This window comes from Pseudomonas sp. S09G 359, assembly GCF_002843605.1.
In the GTDB taxonomy this organism is placed as follows: Bacteria; Pseudomonadota; Gammaproteobacteria; order Pseudomonadales; family Pseudomonadaceae; genus Aquipseudomonas.
Genome location: NZ_CP025263.1, coordinates 6,686,873 through 6,709,586 on the forward strand (window position 1 = coordinate 6,686,873; position 22,714 = coordinate 6,709,586).

The 22,714-nt window shown below is 61.9% G+C and carries 22 protein-coding genes; 13 read left to right on the forward strand and 9 right to left on the reverse strand.

Features of this window, described 5'->3' with window-relative positions:
- Window positions 1-138: 138 nt before the first annotated feature.
- Window positions 139-3,012 (reverse strand): EAL domain-containing protein, encoded by a 2,874-nt coding sequence (locus CXQ82_RS30840; protein WP_101273660.1) that lies wholly within the window; start codon window positions 3,010-3,012, stop codon window positions 139-141.
- 247 nt (window positions 3,013-3,259) lie between these two features.
- On the opposite strand from CXQ82_RS30840, the gene uvrD reads away from it, so the two are divergent.
- From uvrD to CXQ82_RS30855, 3 genes are all read left to right on the forward strand, one after another.
- On the forward strand, window positions 3,260-5,443 hold the full coding sequence (gene uvrD / locus CXQ82_RS30845; RefSeq protein ID WP_101273661.1) for a DNA helicase II: 2,184 nt from the start codon (window positions 3,260-3,262) through the stop codon (window positions 5,441-5,443).
- A gap of 189 nt (window positions 5,444-5,632) precedes the next feature.
- Window positions 5,633-6,505 carry a Tim44 domain-containing protein gene (locus CXQ82_RS30850; protein WP_101273662.1) on the forward strand — a complete coding sequence of 291 codons (873 nt, stop codon included), beginning with the start codon at window positions 5,633-5,635 and terminating at the stop codon, window positions 6,503-6,505.
- A 136-nt stretch (window positions 6,506-6,641) separates the two neighbouring features.
- The gene (locus tag CXQ82_RS30855) at window positions 6,642-7,049 is read left to right on the forward strand and encodes an SMI1/KNR4 family protein (RefSeq protein ID WP_017739032.1); all 408 of its coding nucleotides are present in this window, start codon (window positions 6,642-6,644) and stop codon (window positions 7,047-7,049) included.
- Window positions 7,050-7,290: 241 nt separating this feature from the next.
- Here the strand turns inward: CXQ82_RS30855 and CXQ82_RS30860 are convergent, their stop codons facing one another.
- Complete coding sequence (locus CXQ82_RS30860) at window positions 7,291-9,054, reverse strand: cation:proton antiporter (RefSeq protein ID WP_101273663.1); 1,764 nt, start codon at window positions 9,052-9,054, stop codon at window positions 7,291-7,293.
- A gap of 294 nt (window positions 9,055-9,348) precedes the next feature.
- Here CXQ82_RS30860 and CXQ82_RS30865 point away from each other — a divergent pair, with 294 nt between their 5' ends.
- Window positions 9,349-9,825 carry an acyl-CoA thioesterase gene (locus CXQ82_RS30865; protein WP_028618540.1) on the forward strand — a complete coding sequence of 159 codons (477 nt, stop codon included), beginning with the start codon at window positions 9,349-9,351 and terminating at the stop codon, window positions 9,823-9,825.
- Between the two features lie 139 nt (window positions 9,826-9,964).
- On the opposite strand, the gene pdxY is transcribed toward CXQ82_RS30865, so the two are convergent.
- A complete protein-coding gene (pdxY, locus tag CXQ82_RS30870) occupies window positions 9,965-10,837 on the reverse strand; it encodes a pyridoxal kinase PdxY (protein ID WP_058421087.1) in 873 nt (290 codons plus the stop codon).
- 117 nt (window positions 10,838-10,954) lie between these two features.
- On the opposite strand from pdxY, the gene CXQ82_RS30875 reads away from it, so the two are divergent.
- Window positions 10,955-11,350, forward strand: coding sequence for a DUF3301 domain-containing protein (locus tag CXQ82_RS30875; protein WP_101273664.1), 396 nt, complete (start codon window positions 10,955-10,957; stop codon window positions 11,348-11,350).
- Here the strand turns inward: CXQ82_RS30875 and CXQ82_RS30880 are convergent.
- Genes CXQ82_RS30880 through dksA form a run of 4 tightly spaced genes read right to left on the reverse strand, consistent with a single transcriptional unit; the run spans window position 11,344 to window position 14,635 of the window.
- Window positions 11,344-12,306, reverse strand: coding sequence for a GTP-binding protein (locus CXQ82_RS30880; RefSeq protein ID WP_101273665.1), 963 nt, complete (start codon window positions 12,304-12,306; stop codon window positions 11,344-11,346). The two genes, CXQ82_RS30875 and CXQ82_RS30880, sit on opposite strands and share 7 nt — an antisense overlap.
- 44 nt (window positions 12,307-12,350) lie before the next feature.
- The gene (locus CXQ82_RS30885) at window positions 12,351-12,995 is read right to left on the reverse strand and encodes a DUF1826 domain-containing protein (protein WP_101273666.1); all 645 of its coding nucleotides are present in this window, start codon (window positions 12,993-12,995) and stop codon (window positions 12,351-12,353) included.
- Window positions 12,995-14,203, reverse strand: coding sequence for a zinc metallochaperone GTPase ZigA (gene zigA, locus CXQ82_RS30890; RefSeq protein WP_101273667.1), 1,209 nt, complete (start codon window positions 14,201-14,203; stop codon window positions 12,995-12,997). Before zigA ends, CXQ82_RS30885 begins: the two co-directional genes overlap by 1 nt.
- Window positions 14,204-14,230: 27 nt before the next feature.
- Entirely contained in the window at window positions 14,231-14,635 is a 405-nt protein-coding gene (gene dksA, locus CXQ82_RS30895; RefSeq protein ID WP_101273668.1) for an RNA polymerase-binding protein DksA, read from the reverse strand.
- Window positions 14,636-14,762: 127 nt separating this feature from the next.
- Here dksA and CXQ82_RS30900 point away from each other — a divergent pair, with 127 nt between their 5' ends.
- Window positions 14,763-15,131, forward strand: a complete 369-nt coding sequence (locus CXQ82_RS30900) for a glutamine synthetase (protein ID WP_101273669.1) — start codon at window positions 14,763-14,765, stop codon at window positions 15,129-15,131.
- On the opposite strand, the gene CXQ82_RS30905 is transcribed toward CXQ82_RS30900, so the two are convergent.
- Entirely contained in the window at window positions 15,128-16,330 is a 1,203-nt protein-coding gene (locus CXQ82_RS30905; RefSeq protein ID WP_101273670.1) for an N-acetylmuramoyl-L-alanine amidase, read from the reverse strand. The genes CXQ82_RS30900 and CXQ82_RS30905 overlap by 4 nt on opposite strands.
- A gap of 129 nt (window positions 16,331-16,459) precedes the next feature.
- On the opposite strand from CXQ82_RS30905, the gene folE2 reads away from it, so the two are divergent.
- From folE2 to CXQ82_RS30940, 7 genes are read left to right on the forward strand one after another with little or no spacing between them, the layout of a single operon-like run.
- Entirely contained in the window at window positions 16,460-17,356 is an 897-nt protein-coding gene (gene folE2, locus CXQ82_RS30910) for a GTP cyclohydrolase FolE2 (RefSeq protein ID WP_101273671.1), read from the forward strand.
- Entirely contained in the window at window positions 17,353-18,021 is a 669-nt protein-coding gene (locus tag CXQ82_RS30915; protein ID WP_101273672.1) for a metal ABC transporter ATP-binding protein, read from the forward strand. Before folE2 ends, CXQ82_RS30915 begins: the two co-directional genes overlap by 4 nt.
- Window positions 18,021-18,887 (forward strand): metal ABC transporter permease, encoded by an 867-nt coding sequence (locus CXQ82_RS30920; protein ID WP_101273673.1) that lies wholly within the window; start codon window positions 18,021-18,023, stop codon window positions 18,885-18,887. The genes CXQ82_RS30915 and CXQ82_RS30920 overlap by 1 nt, the downstream gene beginning before the upstream one ends.
- A gap of 11 nt (window positions 18,888-18,898) precedes the next feature.
- Window positions 18,899-19,777, forward strand: coding sequence for a metal ABC transporter substrate-binding protein (locus CXQ82_RS30925; protein WP_101273674.1), 879 nt, complete (start codon window positions 18,899-18,901; stop codon window positions 19,775-19,777).
- Window positions 19,774-20,187 (forward strand): phosphoribosyl-AMP cyclohydrolase, encoded by a 414-nt coding sequence (hisI, locus tag CXQ82_RS30930; protein WP_101273675.1) that lies wholly within the window; start codon window positions 19,774-19,776, stop codon window positions 20,185-20,187. Before CXQ82_RS30925 ends, hisI begins: the two co-directional genes overlap by 4 nt.
- A complete protein-coding gene (locus CXQ82_RS30935; protein WP_005792581.1) occupies window positions 20,184-20,744 on the forward strand; it encodes a DapH/DapD/GlmU-related protein in 561 nt (186 codons plus the stop codon). The genes hisI and CXQ82_RS30935 overlap by 4 nt, the downstream gene beginning before the upstream one ends.
- A 3-nt stretch (window positions 20,745-20,747) precedes the next feature.
- Window positions 20,748-22,085 carry a dihydroorotase gene (locus CXQ82_RS30940; protein ID WP_101273676.1) on the forward strand — a complete coding sequence of 446 codons (1,338 nt, stop codon included), beginning with the start codon at window positions 20,748-20,750 and terminating at the stop codon, window positions 22,083-22,085.
- Here the strand turns inward: CXQ82_RS30940 and CXQ82_RS30945 are convergent.
- Window positions 22,082-22,603: a DUF3617 domain-containing protein gene (locus CXQ82_RS30945; protein ID WP_101273677.1), complete on the reverse strand. Its 522-nt coding sequence runs from the start codon at window positions 22,601-22,603 to the stop codon at window positions 22,082-22,084. The genes CXQ82_RS30940 and CXQ82_RS30945 overlap by 4 nt on opposite strands.
- Between the last annotated feature and the right edge of the window lie 111 nt (window positions 22,604-22,714).

A 22,714-nucleotide genomic window follows, 5' to 3' on the forward strand; every position in this document is an offset into this window, starting at 1 on the left:
GGTGCCAGGGATGTAGCAAGCTTGTAGTTATACTACAAGAATTGTCGTTTTACCCGTCCGATGCATCACTAAATCGCCCTGCTCGCCTTTGAATCTAAGGGCAGCCAAGTTGTAGCAACAAGGGCTGGCGGCGCAGCACTAGGGAAAATCTGCATTTTTCCGTAACAAATCTGCCAACCCTTCGGCCTCCATCGGCCGACTGATCAGGTAACCCTGCACCTCGTCGCAACGCTCCCCGCGCAGGAAATCCAGCTGCTGCTGATCTTCTACGCCCTCGGCCACCACCTTAAGGGCCAAACCATGGGCCATGGCGATAATGGCCCGGGTGATGGCCGCGTCTTCGCGCCCCTGGCCGAGGCCACGGATAAAGGTCTGGTCGATTTTTACGTAGTCCACCGGGATGCGCTTGAGGTAACTGAGGGACGAATAGCCGGTGCCAAAGTCGTCGATGGCCAGCTTCACGCCCAGGTCGCGCAGTTGCTGGAAGGTCGCGATAATGTGCTCAACGCTGTCGAGCAGTTGGCTCTCGGTCAGTTCCAGCTCCAGGTATTGCGGGTCCAGGCCGGTTTCTTCCAATACCTGGCGCACCAGGCTGACCAGCTTGCCCTGGCGCAACTGATGCACCGACAGGTTCACCGACACCCGAATCGGCGCCAGCCCTTCGCGCTGCCACTCGCAGGCTTGCCAGCAGGCCTGGCGCAGCACGAATTCACCCAGCGGCACGATCAGCCCGGTCTCTTCGGCCAGGCCGATAAAGTCCCCCGGCGGCACCCTGCCCCACTGCGGGTGGTCCCAACGGACCAGCGCTTCGGCGGCATTCAGCTTGCCGCTGGCCAGGCACAATTTCGGTTGGTAGAACACCGTGAGCTGGCGCTCTTCGATGGCCTTGCGCAGGTGGTTTTCCAGCTGCAATCGCTCAAGTGTGCTGGCTTGCAGGCTGTCGGTGTAGAACTGGAAGTTGTTGCCGCCCAGGTGTTTGGCATGCTGCATGGCCATGTTCGATTGGCTGACCAGCGCGGAAATTTCCCGCGCATTATCCGGTAACAGGCTGACGCCCATGGAAGCACTGACCACCAGCTCATGCCCTTCCACTGTGACCGGCACACGCAGTTTCGCCAGCAGCCGTGTGGCCACCCGCGCCAGGCTGGACAAGTTGCCGTAGGCGTCAAACAGCACGGCGAACTCATCCCCGGACAGGCGCGCAATGGTGTCCGCTTCCGGCAAGGCATTGATCAAGCGCCGGGCCATTTTCTGCAACAGTTGGTCGGCCACTTCATGGCCGAGGCTGTCATTGAGCAATTTGAAGCGGTCGAGGTTGATGTGCAGCAACGCCAGGCTGCGCCCACCCTGACGCACGCGCTGGTGGGCTTCGCGCAGGCGTTCGCGAAACAGCGAGCGGTTGGCCAGCCCGGTCAATTCGTCATAGTGGGTGAGGTAGCGCATGCGCTCTTCGGATTCGCGCCGCGCCGACAGATCGGCGAAGAAGCCCACGATATGGCTGACTTTTCCGCGAACATCGCGCACTACATTCAATTGCAGCCACTGCGGGTACAGCTCGCCGTTCTTGCGCGTTTCAACCAGTTCGCCCTGCCAGGTGCCATGGCTGAGCAACGCCTGGCGGATCACTGGGAAGTGGCGCCGCGCGTCGCGGCTGCTGGGCAACTCCACGACATTGCGGCCGATCATGTCGTCGATGTCAAAGCCGGTGACACGGCTGAACGCCTGGTTGACGGCAACCAGCACATACTCCGGGTCAAGAATCACAATGCCTTCGCTGGCCGCTTCGAACACCGTCGAGGCCAGGCGCTGCTGTTCCTCCAGGGCCTTGCCGGCGCTGATATCGCGCCGCGTACCGAGCATGCGCGTGACGCGCCCACTGGGCGTACGTTCGACGGCGCGACCGCGGTCTTCGATCCACACCCAGTGGCCATCGCCATGGCGCACACGGTACTCCACCAGGTAATCCTCGCTGCGACCCTTGAGGTGTTCCACCAAGGCGCGCTTGAGCAATGGCAAGTCCTCGGGGTGCAAGCGCGGCTTGAGGTGGCTGAGCATCGCCGTGACGTACTCAGGCTCCAGGCCGAACAGCTCCTTGAGCTGGGTGTGGTGGACTTCGTCGGTTTGCAGGTTCCAGTCCCACAGCCCCAGTTCACTGGCTTGCAGGGCCATGGCCAGGCGCGCTTCACTTTTATTCAGGGCCAGGCTGGCGGCGTCCAGCTCCTGGCTACGCTGCGCCACGCGGTCCTGCAGGCCGACTTGTGCTTCGCGCAGTTCCTGCTCGACCTGCCGGCGCTGCTCGACCTCACGTACCAAGTCCTGGTTCAGTTGCTCGCTGCGTTGCTGCGCCTGTTGCAGGTGCTCGATCAATGCCTGGTTCTGGAAGCGTCGCAGCAGCCCGCGCTGGATCAAGCGGTTGACCTGCCACGCCACCACGCTCAGGGATGCCAGCAGGATCAAGCCCAGCACGCCCCAACCCTGCTGCTGCGGCGTACCGTTCCAGAACAGGTAGGCGATGGCCGGCACCAGGCACGGCAAGGCAAAGGACAGGAACGCCGGCAGGCTCACGGCATAGGCCACGCTGGCCGACAGCGTCGCGGCGCCGATTAGGCCGAACACCCAGGCCTGTTGCATAAAGCTGTCGACCGGCACCAGGGCGATGGCGGCGGTGGCCAGGGTCAAGCCGCTGACCGCCGACCCCAGCATGAACATACGCCCCCAAATGGGCTGGGCCTGGCGGCTGGGCATCGCCGAATCAAAGGCTGCCACCTGGATCACGCGCATGGCGACCAGGGCCAGCAGCCAGACCAGCCAGATGCTGTCCAACAGGTATTGCTTGGGGTTCCACAACAGCCAAGCGCAGACCAGGCCGTTTACCAACATCAATAAGGTCGGCAGCAACGAACCTTGATACAGCAAGCGCGTGCGCTCGACCGCCATCTCGGTTGCGTAGTGTTTGCGGATAACCTGCGCGGGCGCCAACGAGGGGCCGAGCAGGTCGGTGCTGAGGGTCATAGGCAGTGTTCTTATAATGGTGAGCCCGAAACGTCGACGGAGCATACACAAGCAAGCGCTTGGGCCAAACTGCTCCACGTCATAAAAACCCCACGTTCACCCACCGCAAACCTAGGGCCCAGACGGCTTGAGTGAGGCGCGGCGCGGCTTGCGGCCGTTGACCGACCAGTCATCAGCCTGAATATTTTCCGCCGACCACCCGGCATTGGGATTTGCCCCACTTCCCCGGGGGCCATAGAATGCGCCGATGCGCGATGATCTCTCCCTTTTGCTGAACTCCCTCAACGATGCCCAACGCCAGGCTGTAGCAGCCCCCGTTGGCCGTCAGTTGGTCCTGGCCGGTGCTGGCTCCGGTAAAACCCGAGTGCTGGTGCACCGTATCGCCTGGTTGATCCAGGTCGAGAACGCGTCCCCGCATTCCATCCTGTCGGTGACCTTCACCAACAAGGCCGCTGCCGAGATGCGCCATCGCATCGAGCAGTTGATGGGCATCAGCCCGGCCGGCATGTGGGTGGGCACCTTCCACGGCCTGGCGCACCGCCTGTTGCGGGCGCACTGGCAGGAAGCCGGCCTAAGCCAGACCTTCCAGATTCTGGACAGCGACGACCAGCAACGCCTGGTCAAGCGGGTGATCCGCGAGCTGGGCCTCGACGAACAGCGCTGGCCCGCGCGCCAGGCCCAGTGGTTTATCAACGGCCAGAAAGACGAAGGTCTGCGCCCGCAGCATATCCAGGCCAGCGGCGACTTGTTCCTGGCCACCATGCGCAGCATCTATGAAGCCTACGAGGCAGCCTGCGTGCGCGCCGGCGTCATCGACTTCTCCGAGCTGCTGCTGCGCGCCCTCGACCTGTGGCGCGACAACCCGGGCTTGCTGGCGCATTACCAGAAGCGCTTCCGCCACATCCTGGTGGACGAGTTCCAGGACACCAACGCCGTGCAGTACGCCTGGTTGCGCCTGCTGGCCAAGGGCGGCGACAGCCTGATGGTAGTGGGCGACGACGACCAGTCGATCTACGGCTGGCGTGGCGCGAAAATCGAGAACATCTACCAGTATTCCGACGACTTCCCGGACGCGATCACCATCCGCCTGGAGCAAAACTACCGCTCCACCGCCGGGATCCTCAAGGCGGCCAACGCCTTGATCGCCAACAACACCGGGCGCATGGGCAAAGAGCTATGGACCGACGGCGGCGAAGGGGAGGCAATCAACCTGTACGCCGCCTTCAACGAGCACGATGAAGCGCGCTATGTGGTGGAAACCATCGAAAGCGCGCTGAAAACCGGCCTGGCGCGCAGCGACATCGCGATTCTGTACCGTTCCAACGCCCAATCGCGGGTGCTGGAAGAAGCCTTGCTGCGTGAGCGCATCCCGTATCGCATCTATGGCGGGCAGCGCTTCTTCGAACGTGCCGAAATCAAGAACGCCATGGCCTACCTGCGCTTACTCGAAGGCCGTGGCAACGATGCCGCGCTGGAGCGGGTGATCAATATCCCGGCGCGTGGCATCGGTGAGAAGACCGTTGAAGCCATTCGCGACCACGCACGCCACGCCGATGTGTCGATGTGGGAAGCCATGCGCTTGCTCATCGCCAATAAAGGCCTGACCGGCCGTGCGGCCGGAGCGTTGGGTGTGTTTGTCGAGCTGATCGAAAACCTGGCGGCCAAGTGCGCGGAAATGCCCCTGCATTTGATGACCCAGACCGTGATCGAACAGTCCGGGCTGATCGCCTATCACGAAGCGGAAAAAGGCGAAAAAGGCCAGGCCCGGGTAGAAAACCTTGAGGAACTGGTCAGCGCCGCGCGGGCATTTGAAAACACTGAGGAAGATGAAGAGCTGACTCCGCTCGCCGCGTTCCTCGGCCACGCTTCGCTGGAAGCCGGCGACACCCAGGCCGACGAGCATGAAGACAGCATCCAGCTGATGACCTTGCACAGCGCCAAGGGCCTGGAGTTCCCGTATGTGTTCCTGGTGGGCATGGAAGAAGGCCTGTTCCCCCACAAGATGAGCCTGGAAGAGCCCGGCCGCCTTGAGGAAGAGCGCCGCCTGGCCTACGTGGGCATCACCCGGGCGATGCAGAACCTGGTGATGACCTACGCCGAGACCCGACGCCTGTACGGCAGCGAAACCTACAACAAGGTGTCGCGCTTCGTACGTGAAGTGCCGAAGGGGCTGATTCAGGAAGTGCGCCTGTCCAACAGCGTCAGCCGCCCGTTCGGCGGCGGCCAGCAGCAGAACTCCAGCAGCATGTTCGCTGGCTCAGAGATTCCGGAAACCCCATTCAGCCTTGGCCAGCAGGTCAAGCATGCGATCTTCGGCGAAGGCGTGATCCTCAACTTCGAAGGCGCCGGCGCCCAGGCCCGCGTGCAGGTGAACTTCGCCGAAGGCAGCAAGTGGCTGATGATGGGTTACGCGAAGCTCGAAGCAATCTGATACATCTTCCTGCATGAAGGATTGTGGCCCGCCCTTGTTTTTACAGGTGGCGGGCCAATATCTGTAATTAGTCTTACAGACCCTTCGGATTTGGTCTTACGCAAAAGCCCGAAACACTATGCCGCTAGCCACTGTCACGACACCTGTGCAACATGGCGCGCGTGCAATCCACAAATGGGAATTCCCTTTATGAAACGTTTTCTTAGCATCGCCATGGCGTTGTGCATCGGCCTGACGATGAGCCTCGACGCCAACGCCAAACGCTTCGGTGGCGGCAAAAGCATGGGCTCGGCACCGACTCACCAGACCAGCCAAATGGCTCCATCCGCCGGCGGCATGGGCGGGGCGGCTGCCACTGCAGGCGCAGCCGGTGCTGCTGGCGCTGCTGCCAAGGCCGGCGGTGCTTCGCGCTGGTTGGGCCCTCTGGCCGGTATCGCGGCCGGTGGCCTGCTCGCCTCCATGTTCATGGGCGGCGGCTTCCAGGGCATGCAGATCTTCGACATCCTGATCCTGGCGGTCATCGCCTTTGTGATCTTCCGCTTTATCGCCGCCCGTCGCCGCAAGCAACAGGAGCACCTGGCTCCAGCCGGCGCGCCGATGCAGCGTGAAGTGTTCGAGCAAAAACCAGCCATGGGTTCGATCTTCGGTGGTTCGTCAGCGCCTGCCGCTGCACGCCCGGTGATCAACGCCCCGGCCTGGTTCAACGAAGAGCGTTTCGTCGAAGCGGCCCGCAGCCACTTCCAGTCCCTGCAGCAGCACTGGGACGCCAACGAAATGGACAAGATCTCCGAGTTCGTGACCCCGCAACTGCTGGAGTTCCTCAAGCGCGAACGTGCCGAGATCGGCGATGCATTCCAGTCGACCTACATCGACGACCTGCGCGTTCAACTGGAAGGTGTGGATGATCGCGCCGACAAGACCATCGCCACCCTGACTTTCAGCGGTGTGTCGAAGACCTCGCGCTTCGATCAGGGCGAAGTGTTCAGCGAAAGCTGGAACATGGAACGTGCCCAAGGCGACAACCAGCCATGGCTGGTCGCCGGTATCCGCCAGAACGGCTGATACCCGCGCGCTTGAGCAAGCCGTTACAAAAAACCCCGGACCTGTCCGGGGTTTTCTATTTCACGGTTGCACTTATAGCGAGCTACTGTATAAAACGCCCCTATTAACCGCGCCATCTAGCAAGAGGATCCCGGCCGTGGAAGAAATCATCGAACAATTGCGTGAAGCCAACGAACCGGTCCCGGTTCCTCTGGAACTGCCTGACGAAGACCAACTGGTGGAAATCGAAGAACAATTGTTCATCGACATCCCGTTTGTCTTCCGTGAATTCCTGCTGACCGTCAGCGACGTGGTCTACGGCAGCCTGGAGCCCGTGACCGTCACCGACCCGCAATCCCACACCTACCTACCGGACGTGGCCGCCAACGCCTGGGATGCCGGCGTAGACCGCAGCATGATCCCGATCTGCCAGGACGGTGACGACTACTACTGCGTCGAAGAAGACGGCACCGTGGTGCTGTGGTCCGGCGAAGAAGAGCTGGTCACCGAAGAAACCTGGGAATCGGTGTGGCACTGGGCGCGGGACGTCTGGCTGGAAAGCTGATACCTGTGCAGAAGGGCTTTGGGTGTTAACCGAGCTTATTGTGGCGGCAAGACTTTGTGGCGAGCGAGCTTGCTCGCGTTGGGCTGCGAAGCAGCCCCAGTCCGGCGAATGAGTTCCTTCAGCTAGGGCGAGGTGAGCTTTTTGGGACTGCTGCGCAGTCCAACGCGAGCAAGCTCGCTCGCCACAACAAGCTCACTTGCCACAATAAACTCACTTGCCACAAAAGCTCGCGCGCCGACGCTTAATGTTCCGGCGAATCCTTGTGGTTATCCAGGGTCTCCAGCAACGCGACCTGCATCCGCGTATGCACGCGGATGAACCAGCGCCAGAGCACGGCCGCCACTGCCGCCGCGACCACGGCGATCAGTACCAGCAACTTGTTGGTCGGCAGAATACTCGCCGACAAGGCTGCCAATAGCAGGAAAATCACCAGCAGCGACAGCAGCGGGATCAGCTCGGCGATTACCCGCCGCACACGCTGGGTATGGCGCCCGGCCATTTCCGGTTTGACGCTCATCTCTGCCAGCAGCATCGACAGCGCCTTGAGCTTGCGATACGCCGCAATCAGAAACGGCAGCGACAACAGCAACGCCCCGCCCCAGATCAACGCCTTCTGCCAGCTTGGATCACTGATCCAGCCCTCCAGATACCCGCCAATACGCACCGCGAAGTAGCTGCCGGCGAAGAAGATCGCCACCACCAGCGCCAGGTTCACCCCCACTTGCAGGATGATCTTGCGGATCATCGAAGCCAGCATCGCGCCCTCGCCTTGCGGCTGGATGCTGCGCAGCCATTCGCCATACATGCCGAACACCCGGCTCATGCGCTTGGGCATCACGGCGGCAATCTTCAACGACAGGGGGTCAGCGCCGCGAATCAGGTAGGGCGTCAGCAGCGTAGTGATCGCCGAAACGGCCACCGCGACCGGATACAGAAAGTCGCTGGTGACCTGCAAGGTCATGCCCAGCGCGGCGATAATGAAGGAAAATTCGCCAATCTGTGACAGCCCCATGCCCACGCGCAGTGACGTGCGCCCATCATTACCGGCGATAAAGGCGCCCAGGCCGCAGGACAACATCTTGCCCAACACCACCGCTACGGTGATCACCGCGATCGGCCAGGCGTATTGCAGCAGGATCTGCGGGTCGATCATCAAGCCGATGGCAACGAAGAAGATTGCGCTGAACATGTCGCGAACCGGCTCGATCAGGCGCTCAATCTTGATGAGCTGGCGGGACTCGGCCATGATCGCGCCAATCAAAAACGCGCCCAGCACCATGCTGTATTCAAGCTTGACCACCAGCAGGCAGAAGCCGAAGCACAAGCCGAGCACGGTGATCAGCAGCATCTCGTTGCTTTCGAACTTGGCCACATAAGCCAGTAGGCGCGGCACCAACAAAATACCGATGACCAACGCAACGATCATGAACAGCGAGAGCTTGCCGACCGTGGAAAACACCTCGCCGGAGCTGACCGTGCCGCTGACGGCGATGCTCGACAGCAAGGCGATGATGCCAATGCCGAGGATGTCTTCGACGATCAGCACGCCAAATATCAGTTGGGCGAACCGCTGGTTCTTCATCTTCAGGTCATTGAGCGCCTTGACGATGATGGTGGTCGAGGAAATCGCCAGGATCGCGCCAAGGAACAGCGAATCCATGGTGTTCCAATCAAACCAGCGGCCAATTTCGTAGCCGATCCAGATCATCAGGATGATTTCCAGGAAGGCCGCGATAAACGCCGTGGCGCCGACCTTGAACAGCTTGCGCAGGCTGAACTCCAGGCCCAGGCAGAACATCAGGAAGATCACCCCCAGCTCGGCGAGGGTCTTGATGGTGTCTTCGTCGTGGATCAGGCCGAAAGGCGGGGTGTGCGGGCCGATGATAAAGCCGGCGACGATATACCCCAGCACCACCGGCTGCTTGAGGCGGTGAAACAGGATGGTGACCACCCCTGCCACCAGCATGATCACGGCCAGGTCCTGGATAAAGCTGATGGCGTGCATGGCGAGGGGCTCCTTGAGGGTACTGGCGCTTTTCCCACTTCCGCACGCGCCTTTGAACAGTCGCAAAGAGCGGAAGGAAAAGTCTGCCTTGATCGTAAGAAATACCCTGAGATGGGCTTTCGAAGGTTAACACCGCGACTTCCGACAGAAAGCCGGTGCAATATATGGAAACAGAACCGTGTGTGCGTGACGGCAAGCCGCCCACCGGCGTCCCGTTAGGGATGGCGCTGCAAAAGATTCCAGCACCCGCAGAGGTGCCTCCCCAACCAATGCCTACAAACCCGTGAGTGTGCTATGGAACCCGGAAACGCCCAGCTGTCGATGACGGTATTGATGACCCCTGACATGGCCAACTTCTCAGGCAATGTCCACGGCGGCACCCTGCTCAAGTACCTCGACGAAGTGGCCTACGCCTGCGCGAGCCGTTATGCCGGCCGCTATGTGGTGACATTGTCGGTAGACCAGGTGATTTTTCGCGAGCCAATCCATGTCGGTGAGCTGGTGACCTTCCTGGCGTCGGTCAACTACACCGGCAACACGTCGATGGAAGTGGGCATCAAGGTGGTGACCGAGAACATCCGCGAGCGCTCGGTGCGCCATACCAACAGCTGCTTCTTCACCATGGTGGCCGTGGACGACCAGCGCAAACCCGCCGCCGTCCCGCCGTTGCAACCGCAGAACAGCGAAGACAAACGCCGGTTCGTGCAGGCCCAGCAGCGCCGGCAAATTCGCCAGGAGCTGGAAAAGCGCTATCAGGAAATCAAAGGCTGAGGCCCTGTAGCCTGGACTTGTAAACTGGATCAAATGTGGGAGCGGGCTTGCTCGCGAATGCGGAGTGTCAGTCAATTATTCAGTGACTGACACTCCGCATTCGCGAGCAAGCCCGCTCCCACATTAGGTTTTCGCGTACCTACAAGCCGATCGGTGTGGCCTCGAAGCGCACACGCGGATGGGCAATCCGATCCTGCGCCCGCACCAGCTCCAGCTCGTAGCTGGCGCAGGCCTGGGTTTCCAGCAGCACTTCATGCACGGCTGCGGCGGTGAACTCGAAGGCCGCCAACAGGCTGTCGCCCAGCAGCACCCGCGCCAGGAACAGCCCCGAGGTCAGGTCGCCCACGCCCACCGGCTGACGCGGGAACGCCAGCAATGGGCGGCGCAGGTGCCAACTGCCTTCGGCGGTCACCAACAGCATTTCGAAGCCCTCCGGCAGCTTGCCCGGGTAATCCAGGTGCTTGACCAGCACGGCCTTGGGCCCGCGTGCCAGCAACGCCTTGGCCATCGCCAGGCAATCGAACAACGACTGCGGCTTGCGCCCGGCAAAACTGTCCAGCTCCAGCTGGTTGGGGCACAGGAAGTCGGCCATGGCCGCGGCTTCGTCCAGCAGGAAATCACTTACTTCCTGGGGCACGATGCAGCCCTTTTCCGGGTGGCCCATCACCGGGTCGCACAGGTACAGGGCCTTGGGGTTGATGGCCTTGATGCGCGCCACGCCGGTGAGAATCGCGCGGCCCTGATCGGCACTGCCCAGGTAGCCGGACAGAACAGCGTCGCAGTTGCCCAGCTCGCCGATGGCGGCAATACCTTCAACCAGCGCCGGAATTTGCTGCGGCGCCAACACTTCGCCCGCCCACTGGCCATACTGGGTGTGGTTGGAGAACTGCACCGTGTTCAACGGCCAGACGTTCACCCCGACCCGCTGCATGGGGAACACGGCGGCGCTGTTTCCGGCGTGGCCAAAGACCACATGAGACTGGATCGCAAGCAGATGAGGTGTGCGTTTCATGCAGGGGATTTCCGTAAAGCCATTGAAATTCTGGCCGCGCAGTATGCGACTAAACGCAGCCTGTACGACAGACCGGCGACACAGTTAAGCTGCTCTCACTTTGTTGGAGTTTTTCGCATGCTGACCCTCGGAAACATCTTCGTGTTGATGCTGCTGGCGACCGCTGCCGCCTGGGTGTGGCACAACCACGGCCTGCGTGAACGCGCGCTGGCGCGGGTCAAACAGCATTGCGCCAAGCTGGATATCGAACTGCTCGACGGCGCAGTGGCGCTCAAGCGCATCGGCTTTGTGAAAGATGCCAACGGCCGGCGGCGCCTGGCGCGGGTGTACAACTTCGAATTCACCGTGACCGGCGAAACCCGCCATGCAGGTGTCATCACCCAGTTCGGCGCCCACAGCGCGCAGATCGAACTGGCGCCCTACCCGTTCGAAGTCAAGGAACCCCTGCCCAGCGCCGAAGTGATCGAGCTGAGCCAATGGCGCCAGGACCACGCGACCAAAAACCGTCAGTAACGGCAGGCGGCCAGTGCGGCCTGCAACGCTGCCATGTCCTGTGGCGCACTGAAGATCAATTCAATACGCGAATCGCGCCGCCACTCGCTGGGTTGCCAGGCCAGCGAGCTGTTATCCACAGCGTTGGCCGAGACCCAGCCCTGGCGGCTGTGGATAACCAGCTTGGCGCGCCGCCAGCCCAGGCTTGCCACCCATTCATACAGGCGCTGGGTGTCGAATTGCTGGCTCGGGTGCCAGCGCCAGCCGATGCTCCAGCCGCCCTCCTGGGCCTGGCTCAAGCAGATTGGCAGCGTAGGGTCACTCCAAATGGCTGGCATTTGCGCGAGGCCCTTGGGCACCTCGACGTTATCCACAGCCGCGCTAGCCTGTGCGGTCAGGCCGGGTAACAGGTCGATCGGCAATTGCGCCTGGCGCGTCCAATACAGCGGGCAATCGGGTAATTGTCGTTCGACGGCCTGTCGTTGTACGGCATCCAGCCCTTCATCCTTGTTCAACACCAACAGCCCGGCGCTGGCCAGTGCATCCTGCTGGGCTGGCGGCAGCGGTTTGCCCGCCGCCAGGGCTTGGGCATCCAGCACCAGCACGCACGGTTGAACCGCCAGCACCGTCTGCCAGGGCGCTTCGCGCAACTGCTTGAGCAACTGCGCCGGGTGGCCCAGGCCCGAGGGTTCGATAAACAACCGATCCGGCTTGGCCTTACGCAACAGACGGCCCAGGCCTACCTGGAACGGTGCACCATTCACACAGCACAGGCAGCCGCCGGCGACTTCGCCCAGGGCAATGCCGTCGTCGTCCTGGGTGAGCAAGGCGGCATCCAGGCCGATCTGCCCGAACTCGTTGATCAATACGGCCCAGCGCTCGTTGGCCGGGCGTTGGGCCAGCAGGTGCTTGATCAGGCTGGTCTTGCCGGCGCCCAAGGGCCCGGCAATCACGTGGGTGGGAATGTTCTGCAGCATAGGGGGCACAATTCGGACCGTGTAGAACGCTTGATCCTACCCGGTTATGCCAACCAATCCAGCGTCAGGATCAAGCGACGCTCATCCGCCTTGAGGGCCGGCGAGCGGTGGATCAGGCCGTAACCTTCATTGCCATGCCATTTTGTGCCCTTGAGCAAGGCCACTTCGCCGCACTGGATCTGCTCGACCCGCTCGGTCGGCTCAGCCGCCGGCTGGCTCAGTTTGCGGCGGTCCATCACGCCTTCGCGCAGCCACTGGCTGCCGATGCCGGCGTAAGTGGTGATCAGCCGCACCGGCACATGGTCCACGTGAAAACGCGGGCACATGGCCTTGTCCAACAGGCGCAAACGCACGCCGATACGCTTGGCACCGAGCAGACAGGCGAACGCGCTGACCAGCCACGACACGTCGGCGATAAAGCCTTCGTAGCCTTCAAGATCACGACAACTGGCCGCCAGACCGTGCAAATTCGGCTCGGCGTCCTCGCTGTTGAGTTCGATCACCATCGAGTCCGCCAACGGCTCGTTGAGTGCCACCAGCAACGCGCCGAACTCGGCAATGTGCAACGGCAACTGGCGCTGCCACAGCGCCAGGTTGACGCCGTCTTCGAGGATCTCCGACAGGGCCAGCGGGGTTTCACCGCGGGTTTGGCGGATCACCGGGCGTAACGCAATCACTTGGGCCAACATCAGGCGGCTGCCTCCTCATACCAAGGGCCAAAGGGGTCGGCCAGTTGGCGCCAACCTTCGACGCCCAGGGCCATTTCTGCATCGGTGAGCAAGCAGGCGTCCAACTCGGCGCGCATCTGTGCGAAGTCGATGTTCTGCCCGATAAACACCAGTTCCTGGCGGCAATCGCCGGTGCTCAGTTGCCAGTTGCCCATGATCGCCGCCACGCTTTCTTCGTCCTGGGGCCATTGGCTTTTCGGCACAAACCGCCACCAGCGTCCGGCAAACCCGTGGCGCATCAAGCCACCGGCCTGGGACCAACTGCCGGCGTCCTGGTGCTTGCTGGCCAGCCAGAAGAACCCCTTGGAGCGCAGCAGTTTGCCGTTGACCCACGGGCGGTCGATAAAGTCGAAAAAGCGTTGCGGGTGAAACGGGCGCCGCGCGCGGTAAGCCGTGGAGGCAATGCCATATTCTTCGGTTTCCGGCACATGCTCGCCGCGTAGTTCCTGCAACCAGCCTGGGGCCTGGGCGGCGCGCTCGAAGTCGAAACGGCCGGTGTTGAGGATCTTGTGCAGCGGCACTTCGCCCATGACCATCGGGATGATTTCCGCCTGGGCGTTGAGGCGCTCGAGGATCGCCATCAGCTCCTCGCGCTCGCGACTGCTGATCAGGTCGATCTTGCTGATCAGGATCACGTCGGCGAATTCGATCTGCTCGATCAGCAGGTCGGTGATCGAGCGTTCGTCCTCCTCACCCAAGGTTTCGCCCCGCGAAGCCAGGCTTTCAGCGGCCTGATAGTCGAGCAGGAAATTCATCCCATCGACCACGGTGACCATGGTGTCCAGGCGCGCGATATCGGCGAGGCTTTGCTCGTTTTCATCGCGAAAAGTGAAAGTTTCGGCCACGGGCAAGGGTTCGGAAATGCCGGTGGATTCGATCAACAGGTAATCGAAGCGACCCTCCTTGGCGAGTTTTCCGACTTCTAACAGCAAGTCTTCCCGCAAGGTGCAGCAGATGCAGCCGTTGCTCATCTCCACCAGTTTTTCTTCCGAACGGTTGAGGGTGACATCGCGCTGCACCTCGCTGCCGTCGATGTTGATTTCACTCATGTCGTTGACGATCACCGCCACCCGCAGGTTGTCGCGGTTGCGCAGGACGTAGTTGAGCAGCGTGCTTTTACCGGCGCCGAGAAAGCCGGACAACACGGTAACGGGGAGACGATTGGGCATCAGGTATTCCTCATCTGGGTTGGCCGGTCAAATCGCCCGTTTATGGCGTTCGCGCAGCTCTTCACGTTCTTTGGCTTCGATACACAGGGTGGCGGTAGGGCGCAGCAGCAGGCGTTGCAAGCCAATCGGTTCGCCGGTTTCGCGGCACCAGCCGTACTCGCCGCGGGCCAGCAGCTCGAGGGCGTCATCGATCTTGTCGAGCAGCTTCTTTTCCCGCTCCAACAGGCGCAGTTGCCATTGGCGCTGTTCTTCCGCGCTGCCGATATCGGCGAGGTCACTGTTGGTTTCCTGCTCGCGCAGCTGCTGGAACTCGGCCTCGATGCGCACTTGCAGCTCGTTGCGCTGGGCCAGCAACAGCGCACGGAAGAAGGCCTGCTGGGCTTCATTCATGTAGTCGGCAGGCGGCTGGGCCAACAGGTCTTGTTCAGTCATGGGGGGCGGTTCACGGGTCAGGCTGTGCTTTAATGTTATAGTATAACAATGCAAATAAGCCAATCCCTCTTGCTCGCCACGACGAAGGGCGCAATGCTTGGCCCTCCCCCAACCCCCGAGAACCCCTATGAAATACCTGGTGTGCGCCCTGTTATTGGCAGCGGCAGGCCCCGCCTGTGCCCAGGCACCGAGCCCGTTGGCCCACTGCACGCGCAGCGCCAACCTGCTGGCCTGCGTGGACCCGCTGGGCAATGCCTACAGCGTGGCGACGGTGGGCAGCACCACGTATTTGAGGGGGTTTGAGGTGATCGGCAAACGCTATTGGGCACAGACCAACAGCCGCTATGGGCAGCTGACGTTCTTTACCGGGTTGGCGTCGGATGGTGAGGCGTGGGTCGGCTACACCCGGCGTGTGGGCTGGACCACCCTGAACCGGTTCTCCAGTTCGGGTGGCGCCAGCGCCAAGTTCACCTGCAGCCGAATCACCGGCTGTTAGGCCTGGGCGTCTTTCTGTTCCTGCACCCAGGCCATGTAGCTGTTCATCGGCGGGTTCTTCTGGAAGTACTTTTTCAGCCCTTCGAACAGGCCATCCGCAACCGCCTGTTGATGCCGTGCGGTGACCAGCCGCGCACTGTCCCGCGCATTCGAGATAAACCCGGTTTCCACCAGGATCGACGGCACATCCGGTGACTTGAGCACCGCGAAACCGGCCTGTTCCACGCGCTTCTGGTGCAACGAGGTGATGCCTTCCAGGCTGCCCAGGATCGAGCTGCCCAGTTGCAGGCTGGAGGCGATGGTGGCATTCATCGACATATCCAGAATCACCCCGGCCAGCATCGGGTCCTTGTCCTTGAGGTTGAGCAGACTGGTAGCACCCAGCAGGTCGGCACCGTTTTCCCGTTGCGCCATAAACCGCGCGGTGGCGGAGGTGGCGCCGCCTTCAGACAAGGCATACACCGACGCCCCCGAGGCGGTGATGCGCGGTGCCGCATCGGCGTGTACCGAGATAAACATGTCGGCGTTGTGCTTGTGGGCAATCTCCACGCGCTTGCGCAGCGGCACGAAGAAATCGTCGTTGCGCACCAGCTTCACGTCAAAACCCTTCTCGCGCTTCAAGCGTTTGGCCAGCAATTGGGCGATGGACAGCACCACGTCTTTTTCGCGCTGGCCCTTGGACCCAACGGCGCCGGGGTCTTTGCCGCCGTGGCCGGGGTCGACCACGACGATGATGTCGCGTTTCGGGTGCGCCTTGTCCACCGGGCGGGCGGGTTCTGCGGCTATTTGCCGAGGTGCTTGCATGGCGCCGCTGAGATCCAGCACCAGGCGATGACCTTGGCCATCCTGGGGCGGCAGCAGGAAGCTGTTGAGCTGCATCGGCGCGGCCAGGTCCAACACGATGCGCGTGTCGCCCTTGCCAAAATGCCCAGAGCGGATTGCGGTAATGCCACTGCCCTTGAGCATCAATTGCGAGAAATCCCCACTGAGCCCGGCGCCACTCAAGTCGATGATCAGGCGTTCAGGCGCGCTCAGGGAAAAGGTCCTGTATTGCACCGGCCCGCTGAGGTCGAACACCAATCGTAGCTTGTCATCCGAGCGCCACAGGCGGGCGTTGCGAATCTGCGTGGCCGAGGCGGTGAAGGGCAAGGTGAACAAAGGGCTGGCCAGAAGCAGGTTAAGGAGCTGACGTCTGTGCATGAAAAATACCGCTAATAAAAGGAGCGTCCTTACTCGACATGACTGAAAAAAGGCAGGAGCAGAAAAATCATCGTCGACTCAATAGTTATAATATAACATGTCTTTTTATTTCCAACGATGGACCTGCCCATGAATGCGCTGACTCTGCCGGATATCGCCGCGCAGGCTTCACGCCAAGCCTTGCCACTCGACTGGGTGGGTATGTGCGGCATCGCCTTGCCGATAATCATCGACGGCCAGCGCCTGACCGCCACCGCCGATGCCGGTGTGAGCCTGGACGACGGCGCCGCCCGTGGCATTCATATGTCACGCCTGTACCTTGCCCTGGAAATGCTCGACCAGCAGCCCCTTACGCCTGCACTTCTGCGTAATGTACTGCAGCGTTTTCTCGACAGTCATGAAGGTTTATCTAATAACGCCTACCTGCGTATCCACACCAACTTGCTGCTCAAACGAGCGGCACTGGTCAGCCCATTGACCGGCTGGAAAGGCTACCCGGTGAGCATCGAAGCGCGCCTGGAAAACCAGATGTTCCACGTGGAACTAAAAATTGACGTTACCTATTCCTCAACCTGCCCTTGCTCGGCTGCCCTCGCCAGGCAGTTGATTCAGCAGCAATTTCTTCAGGATTTCAGCAACACCGCGTTGCAGCATGATGATGTGTTGGCCTGGCTCGGCAGCGCCAACGGCATCGTCGCCACGCCCCACAGTCAGCGCAGCAGTGCACAGATGCTGATCGAATTGGACGGCAACCAACTCAGCTTGCCCCTCACCGAGCTGATCGATAGCGTCGAAGCTGCCCTCGGCACCGCCGTGCAAACCGCCGTGAAACGTGCGGATGAACAAGCCTTCGCCCTGGCCAACGGGCAGAACCTGATGTTCTGCGAAGACGCCGCCCGCCGCCTGAACCTCGCCTTGAAACGCTCGGATGCCGTCAAAGCCTTCCACCTGAAAGTGATCCACGCCGAAAGCCTGCACGCGCACGATGCCGTGGCTGAAAGCCGCTGGACGAGAAACCCTGCATGATCACCTGCACCGCTTTGCGCTGGGGCGCCCCCGGCCAACCGCTGACACCTGCGGTCGATTTCACCCTGGAAAAAGGCAGCCTCACCGGCATCATCGGCGCCAACGGCACCGGTAAAAGCAGCCTGCTCAAAGTCATCGCCGGGCTGCAAAAACCCTTGGCCGGTAAAGTGACAGTGGCTGTTCCACGCCGTGGCGGCCTGTCGTTCCTGCCCCAGCAGCAACACCTGGATCGCCAATTCCCGATCAGCTTGCAAGAGCTGGTAGCCGCCGGTTTCTGGGGCACCAAGCTCACCCCGGAGCAACGCAGCCAGCGCCTGCAAGCGGTACTGGATGACTGGTGCCTCAACGGCCTGGAACATCGCCCGTTGATGGCCTTGTCCGGCGGCGAACTGCAACGCGCCCTGCTCGCCCGCATGAGCCTGGCCGAAGCGCCAGTGTTGCTGCTCGACGAACCCCACGCCGCCCTCGACGAAGAAGGCCAGGCGCTGTGCTGGAAACACATCCACGCCTGGCACGAACAGGGCCGCACGCTGATCGTCGTCTGCCATGACTTGGCCTCCGTGCGCCACCACACCCAGCAAGTGGTGCAGATCAAAAGCAGCGGCTGCGTGTTCGGCCCCAGCAAAGAACTGATCCGCCCGCAACCGCACATGCAGGTGGCCTGATGCACTTCACCGCCCAATTGTGGATGCCGTTTTTCGACTTTGTGTTTATGCGCCGCGCCTTGATCGGCGGGCTGGTGCTCGCGTGCAGCACCGCGCCGTTGGGGGTGTTCCTGATCCTGCGCCGCATGAGCCTGATCGGTGACGCCGTGGCCCACGGCATCCTGCCCGGCGCGGCCCTGGGCTTCTGGTTCGCCGGCCTTAGCCTGCCGGCGCTGACCATCGGCGGCCTCGGCGCGGGCCTGGGCATGGCCGGGTTGTCGGCGTGGATCACCCGCCGCACCGGCCTGCGCGAAGACGCCAGCCTCGCCGCCATCTACCCCATCTCCCTGGCCGCCGGCGTGCTGATCCTAGGCATCGCCGGCAAGCGCCTGGACCTGCTGCACCTGCTGTTCGGCTCGGCCCTGGCGGTAGACGAAACCACCTTGACCGGCATGCTGTGGGTATCCGGGTTCAGCCTGATCGCCATGGCGTTGATATACAAACCGCTGCTGCTGGACACCCTCGACCCACTGTTCTTGCAAACCGTCAGCCGCCTCGGGCCGCTGGCCCATGGGCTGTTTCTGACCCTGGTGGTGCTGAACCTGGTGATCGGCTTCCAGGCCATCGGCGCCTTGATGGTGGTGGGTTTGATGATGTTGCCGGCGATTGCTTCACGTTTCTGGAGCCGGCGCCTGCCGGTGTTGATCGCGGTATCGGCGGTGCTGGGATGCCTGTCGGTGTGGTTGGGTTTGTTGTTGTCGTTCTACTACTCACTGCCCAGCGGCCCGGCGATTGTGCTGGTGGCTGGCGGTGGGTACCTGCTGTCCGTGGTCTTCGGTCCGGTGCACGGTTTGCTGCGCCGCCCGCCCTTGCTGTCATCCCAATGAGGTGTTTCCCGATGCGCGCTCTACTCGTGCTGTTCAGCCTGCTGCTGCCACTTTCACTGGCGCAGGCCGCCGACAAACTCCAAGTGGTTACCAGCTTCAGTATTCTGGATGACATCACCCACCAGATCGGTGGTGATCACATCCAGATCAGCAACATGGTCGGCCCCGATTCCGACGCCCACACCTACGAGCCAACACCCGACGACGCCAAGGCGCTGCTCAAAGCAAAAGTCATCATCAAGAACGGCCTCGGTTTCGAGCCGTGGCTGGACCGCCTGGTGACCAGTACCGAAACCAAGGCCACCGTGGTTACCGCCAGCAAAGGCGTGATTTCCCACACCATGGAGGAAGACGGCGAAACCATTCCCGACCCGCACGCCTGGCACAACCTGGCCAACGCCGAAATCTATGTGAACAACATTACCAAGGCGCTGGTTGCCGCCGACCCGGCCAACACAGCCGACTACCAGCGCAACAGCCAGGCCTACCTGAAAGAGATCTACCGCCTGCTGGCTGAAGCCAAGACCAAGTTCGGCGCGCTGCCAGCGGGCAACCGCCGCATCGTCACCTCCCATGACGCCTTCGGTTACCTGGGCCAGGCCTATGGCATTCAGTTCCTGGCGCCGCAGGGTTTGTCCACCGAGCGTGAACCGTCTGCCGCCGAAGTGGCTGCGCTGATCACCCAGATCCGCAAGGACAAGGTCAAGGCGGTGTTCATGGAAAACATCAAGGACTCGCGCCTGCTCAAGCAGATCGCTGACGAAAGCGGCGCGCAGATCGGCGGCACGCTGTACTCCGACGCCCTCGCTGCCGAAGGCCCGGCCAGCACCTTTACCGGGCTGTTCGAATACAACCTCAACACCCTGTGCGCGGCCCTCGGCAAGCCATGAAGCTGAGCATGCTCGACCTGGAAGGGGCTGCCCTGGGCAGCCGCTTTCCCCTTGAACCCGTGCTTGATGGGCTGCAGTGGAACAGCGACGGCCTGATTGCCGCCATCGCCCAGCAACACGGGACTGGCGAGGTATTGATGCTGGCCTGGATGAACCGCCAGGCCCTCAACGAAACCCTGGCCACTGGGCAAGCCTGCTACTGGTCGCGCTCGCGCCAGCAGCTGTGGCGCAAAGGCGAAAGCTCCGGCCACTGGCAACAGCTGGTGGAGGCTCGCCTGGATTGCGACGGCGACGCGGTGTTGCTGATCGTCAACCAACTGGGCCCGGCGTGTCACACCGGTCGACCCACCTGCTTCTACAACGCCATCGACGGCGACTACGTCCACATTATTTCGGAGCCCGCCGCATGATCCGCAAGAACCCTTCCGGCGATCTGCCGGTGATTGCCGAATCGGCCTACGTCGACAAAACCGCGATCATCTGCGGCAAGGTGATCATCGGCGAGAACGTCTTCGTCGGCCCCTACGCCGTGATCCGCGCCGACGAAGTCGACGCCAGCGGCGCCATGGACCCGATCACCATCGGTGCCAACTCGAACATCCAGGATGGCGTGGTCATCCATTCCAAATCCGGTGCCGCCGTGACCATCGGCGAGTTCACCTCCATTGCGCACCGCTCCATCGTCCACGGCCCGTGCACGGTCGGTGACCGCGTGTTTATCGGCTTCAACAGCGTGCTGTTCAACTGCGCCGTGGGCGACGGCTGCGTGGTGCGCCATAACTCTGTGGTCGACGGCCGCGACTTGCCCGCCGCCTTCTACGTGCCCTCCACTACCCGCATCGGGCCGAATACCGACCTGTCGCAATTCCCGCCGGTGAGCGTCAGCGCCTCGGAATTTTCCGAAGACGTGGCGCGCACCAACGTCGACCTGGTGCGCGGCTACAAAGCCCTGCAAAACGAGTTCTGAACCATGAGCCGCCTGTTGATCCGCAACGCCCGCCTGGTGAATGAAGGCCAGGAATTCGACGCCGATGTGCTGGTCGCCAATGGCCGAATCGAAAAGATCGCCAGCAGCATCGAAGGCTGCGTCGCCCCCGTGGCCATCGATGCTAGGGGCCAGTGGTTGCTGCCGGGCATGATCGACGACCAGGTGCACTTTCGCGAACCCGGCGCGCCGGACAAAGGCAGCTTCTACAGCGAATCGCGCGCGGCGGTGGCCGGCGGTATCACCAGCTTCATGGACATGCCCAACACCAGCCCAGCTACCCTGGACCTGCCAGCCCTGGCCGATAAAAAGCGCCGCGCGGCCCTGCACTCGGTAGCCAATTACGGTTTTCACTTTGGCGTGAGCAACGACAACCTCGACACCGTCGCCGCCCTCGACCCGCGCGAGGTGGCCGGGGTCAAAGTGTTCATGGGCGCCTCCACCGGCAATATGCTGGTGGATGACCCGCGCATTCTGGAGCGGCTCTTCGCCGAGGTGCCGACCATCCTGCTGGCCCACTGCGAGCATACGCCGAGCATCCTGGCCAACGAACAGCGCCTGCGTGAACGCTTCGGCGACAAGATCCCGGCCGTCGCTCACCCGCTGATCCGGGATGCCGAGGCGTGTTATCGCTCGTCGTCTTTTGCGGTGGAATTGGCCCAGCGCTTTGGCACGCGCCTGCATGTGCTGCACCTGACCAGCGCCCGTGAACTGGCGCTGTTCGAAGACAAGCCGTTGGCGGACAAACGCATTACCGCCGAAGTCTGCGTGCACCACCTGCTGTTCGATGACCACGACTATCACCGCCTCGGCCACCAGATCAAATGCAACCCGGCGATCAAGACCCGCGCCGACCGCGACGCCTTGCGCCAGGCTCTGCTCAGTGATCGCCTGGATGTGATTGGCACCGACCATGCGCCGCACACCTGGGCGCAAAAACAGTTGGGCTATCGTGAAGCGCCATCGGGTTTACCCCTGGTGCAGCATGCGCTGCCGGCGTTATTGGAGTTGGTGGCCGATGGGCTGCTGCCGCTGACCACTCTGGTGGCGAAAACCAGCCACCGGGTCGCCGACCTGTTTGCCATCCCGGACCGGGGTTATCTACGCGAGGGGTATTGGGCCGACCTGGTGCTGATCAAACCGGAGCCGGCGGGCAAGCCGGTGAGCAGCCAGCCGATCCTGGCCCGCTGCGGCTGGACGCCATTTGCCGAACGCAGCTTTCGCCATAGCGTCAGCACCACCTTGGTGTCCGGCCACCTGGCCTGGCACAACGGCCAGGTGGTCGACAGTTGCCAGGGCCTGCCCCTGTATTTTTTGCGTTAGGCGCGCGGTTTGACCGTGCCGCAATCGTTGCCCAGCCACTGGGCGTGGCTATCCAGGCTGCCCTTCTGCTGAATGCCGGTGGCATTGAACGTGCCGTTGACGGTGGTGGTGAATTCCTTCTGGCTCTGGAAAGTCGCCACGCCAGTGCCCTGGGCTTTCGGGCAACTGAAGCGGAATTTCCACTGGTTGCCGGTCTTGTCGGTCACTTCCTGCTTGCAGCCCGATTGCGGGTCGGTCAGGGGGATCGAGTCCGAGGCCACTTGGGCCGGAGTGAGGCACACCTGCACGCCTTTACCGGCCATGGTGATGCCTTGTTTTTCCAGCATGGCGCGCTGTTCCGGGGTCATCTGTTGCTTGAGCTGACCGAGGATCAGCGACAGGTCCGGCAGGTCCTGGTTATCGACTTTCATATTGCTGGTGGTCAATTCCCACAAGCCTGGCGCCAGCATCTGCGCCTGTGCTGCCACCGGCAGCGACAAACCAACAACCATGGCTAAACAGAGCAGACGAGCATTCATCGGGTAACTCCTGGGTAATTGTGGGCGTTAGACGCCGCAAAGGCGCCAGTGTTGCACGGCAAATAAAATAGCGACATTCGCAGCCGTTCATGGTCTGTTAGGCAATGGATC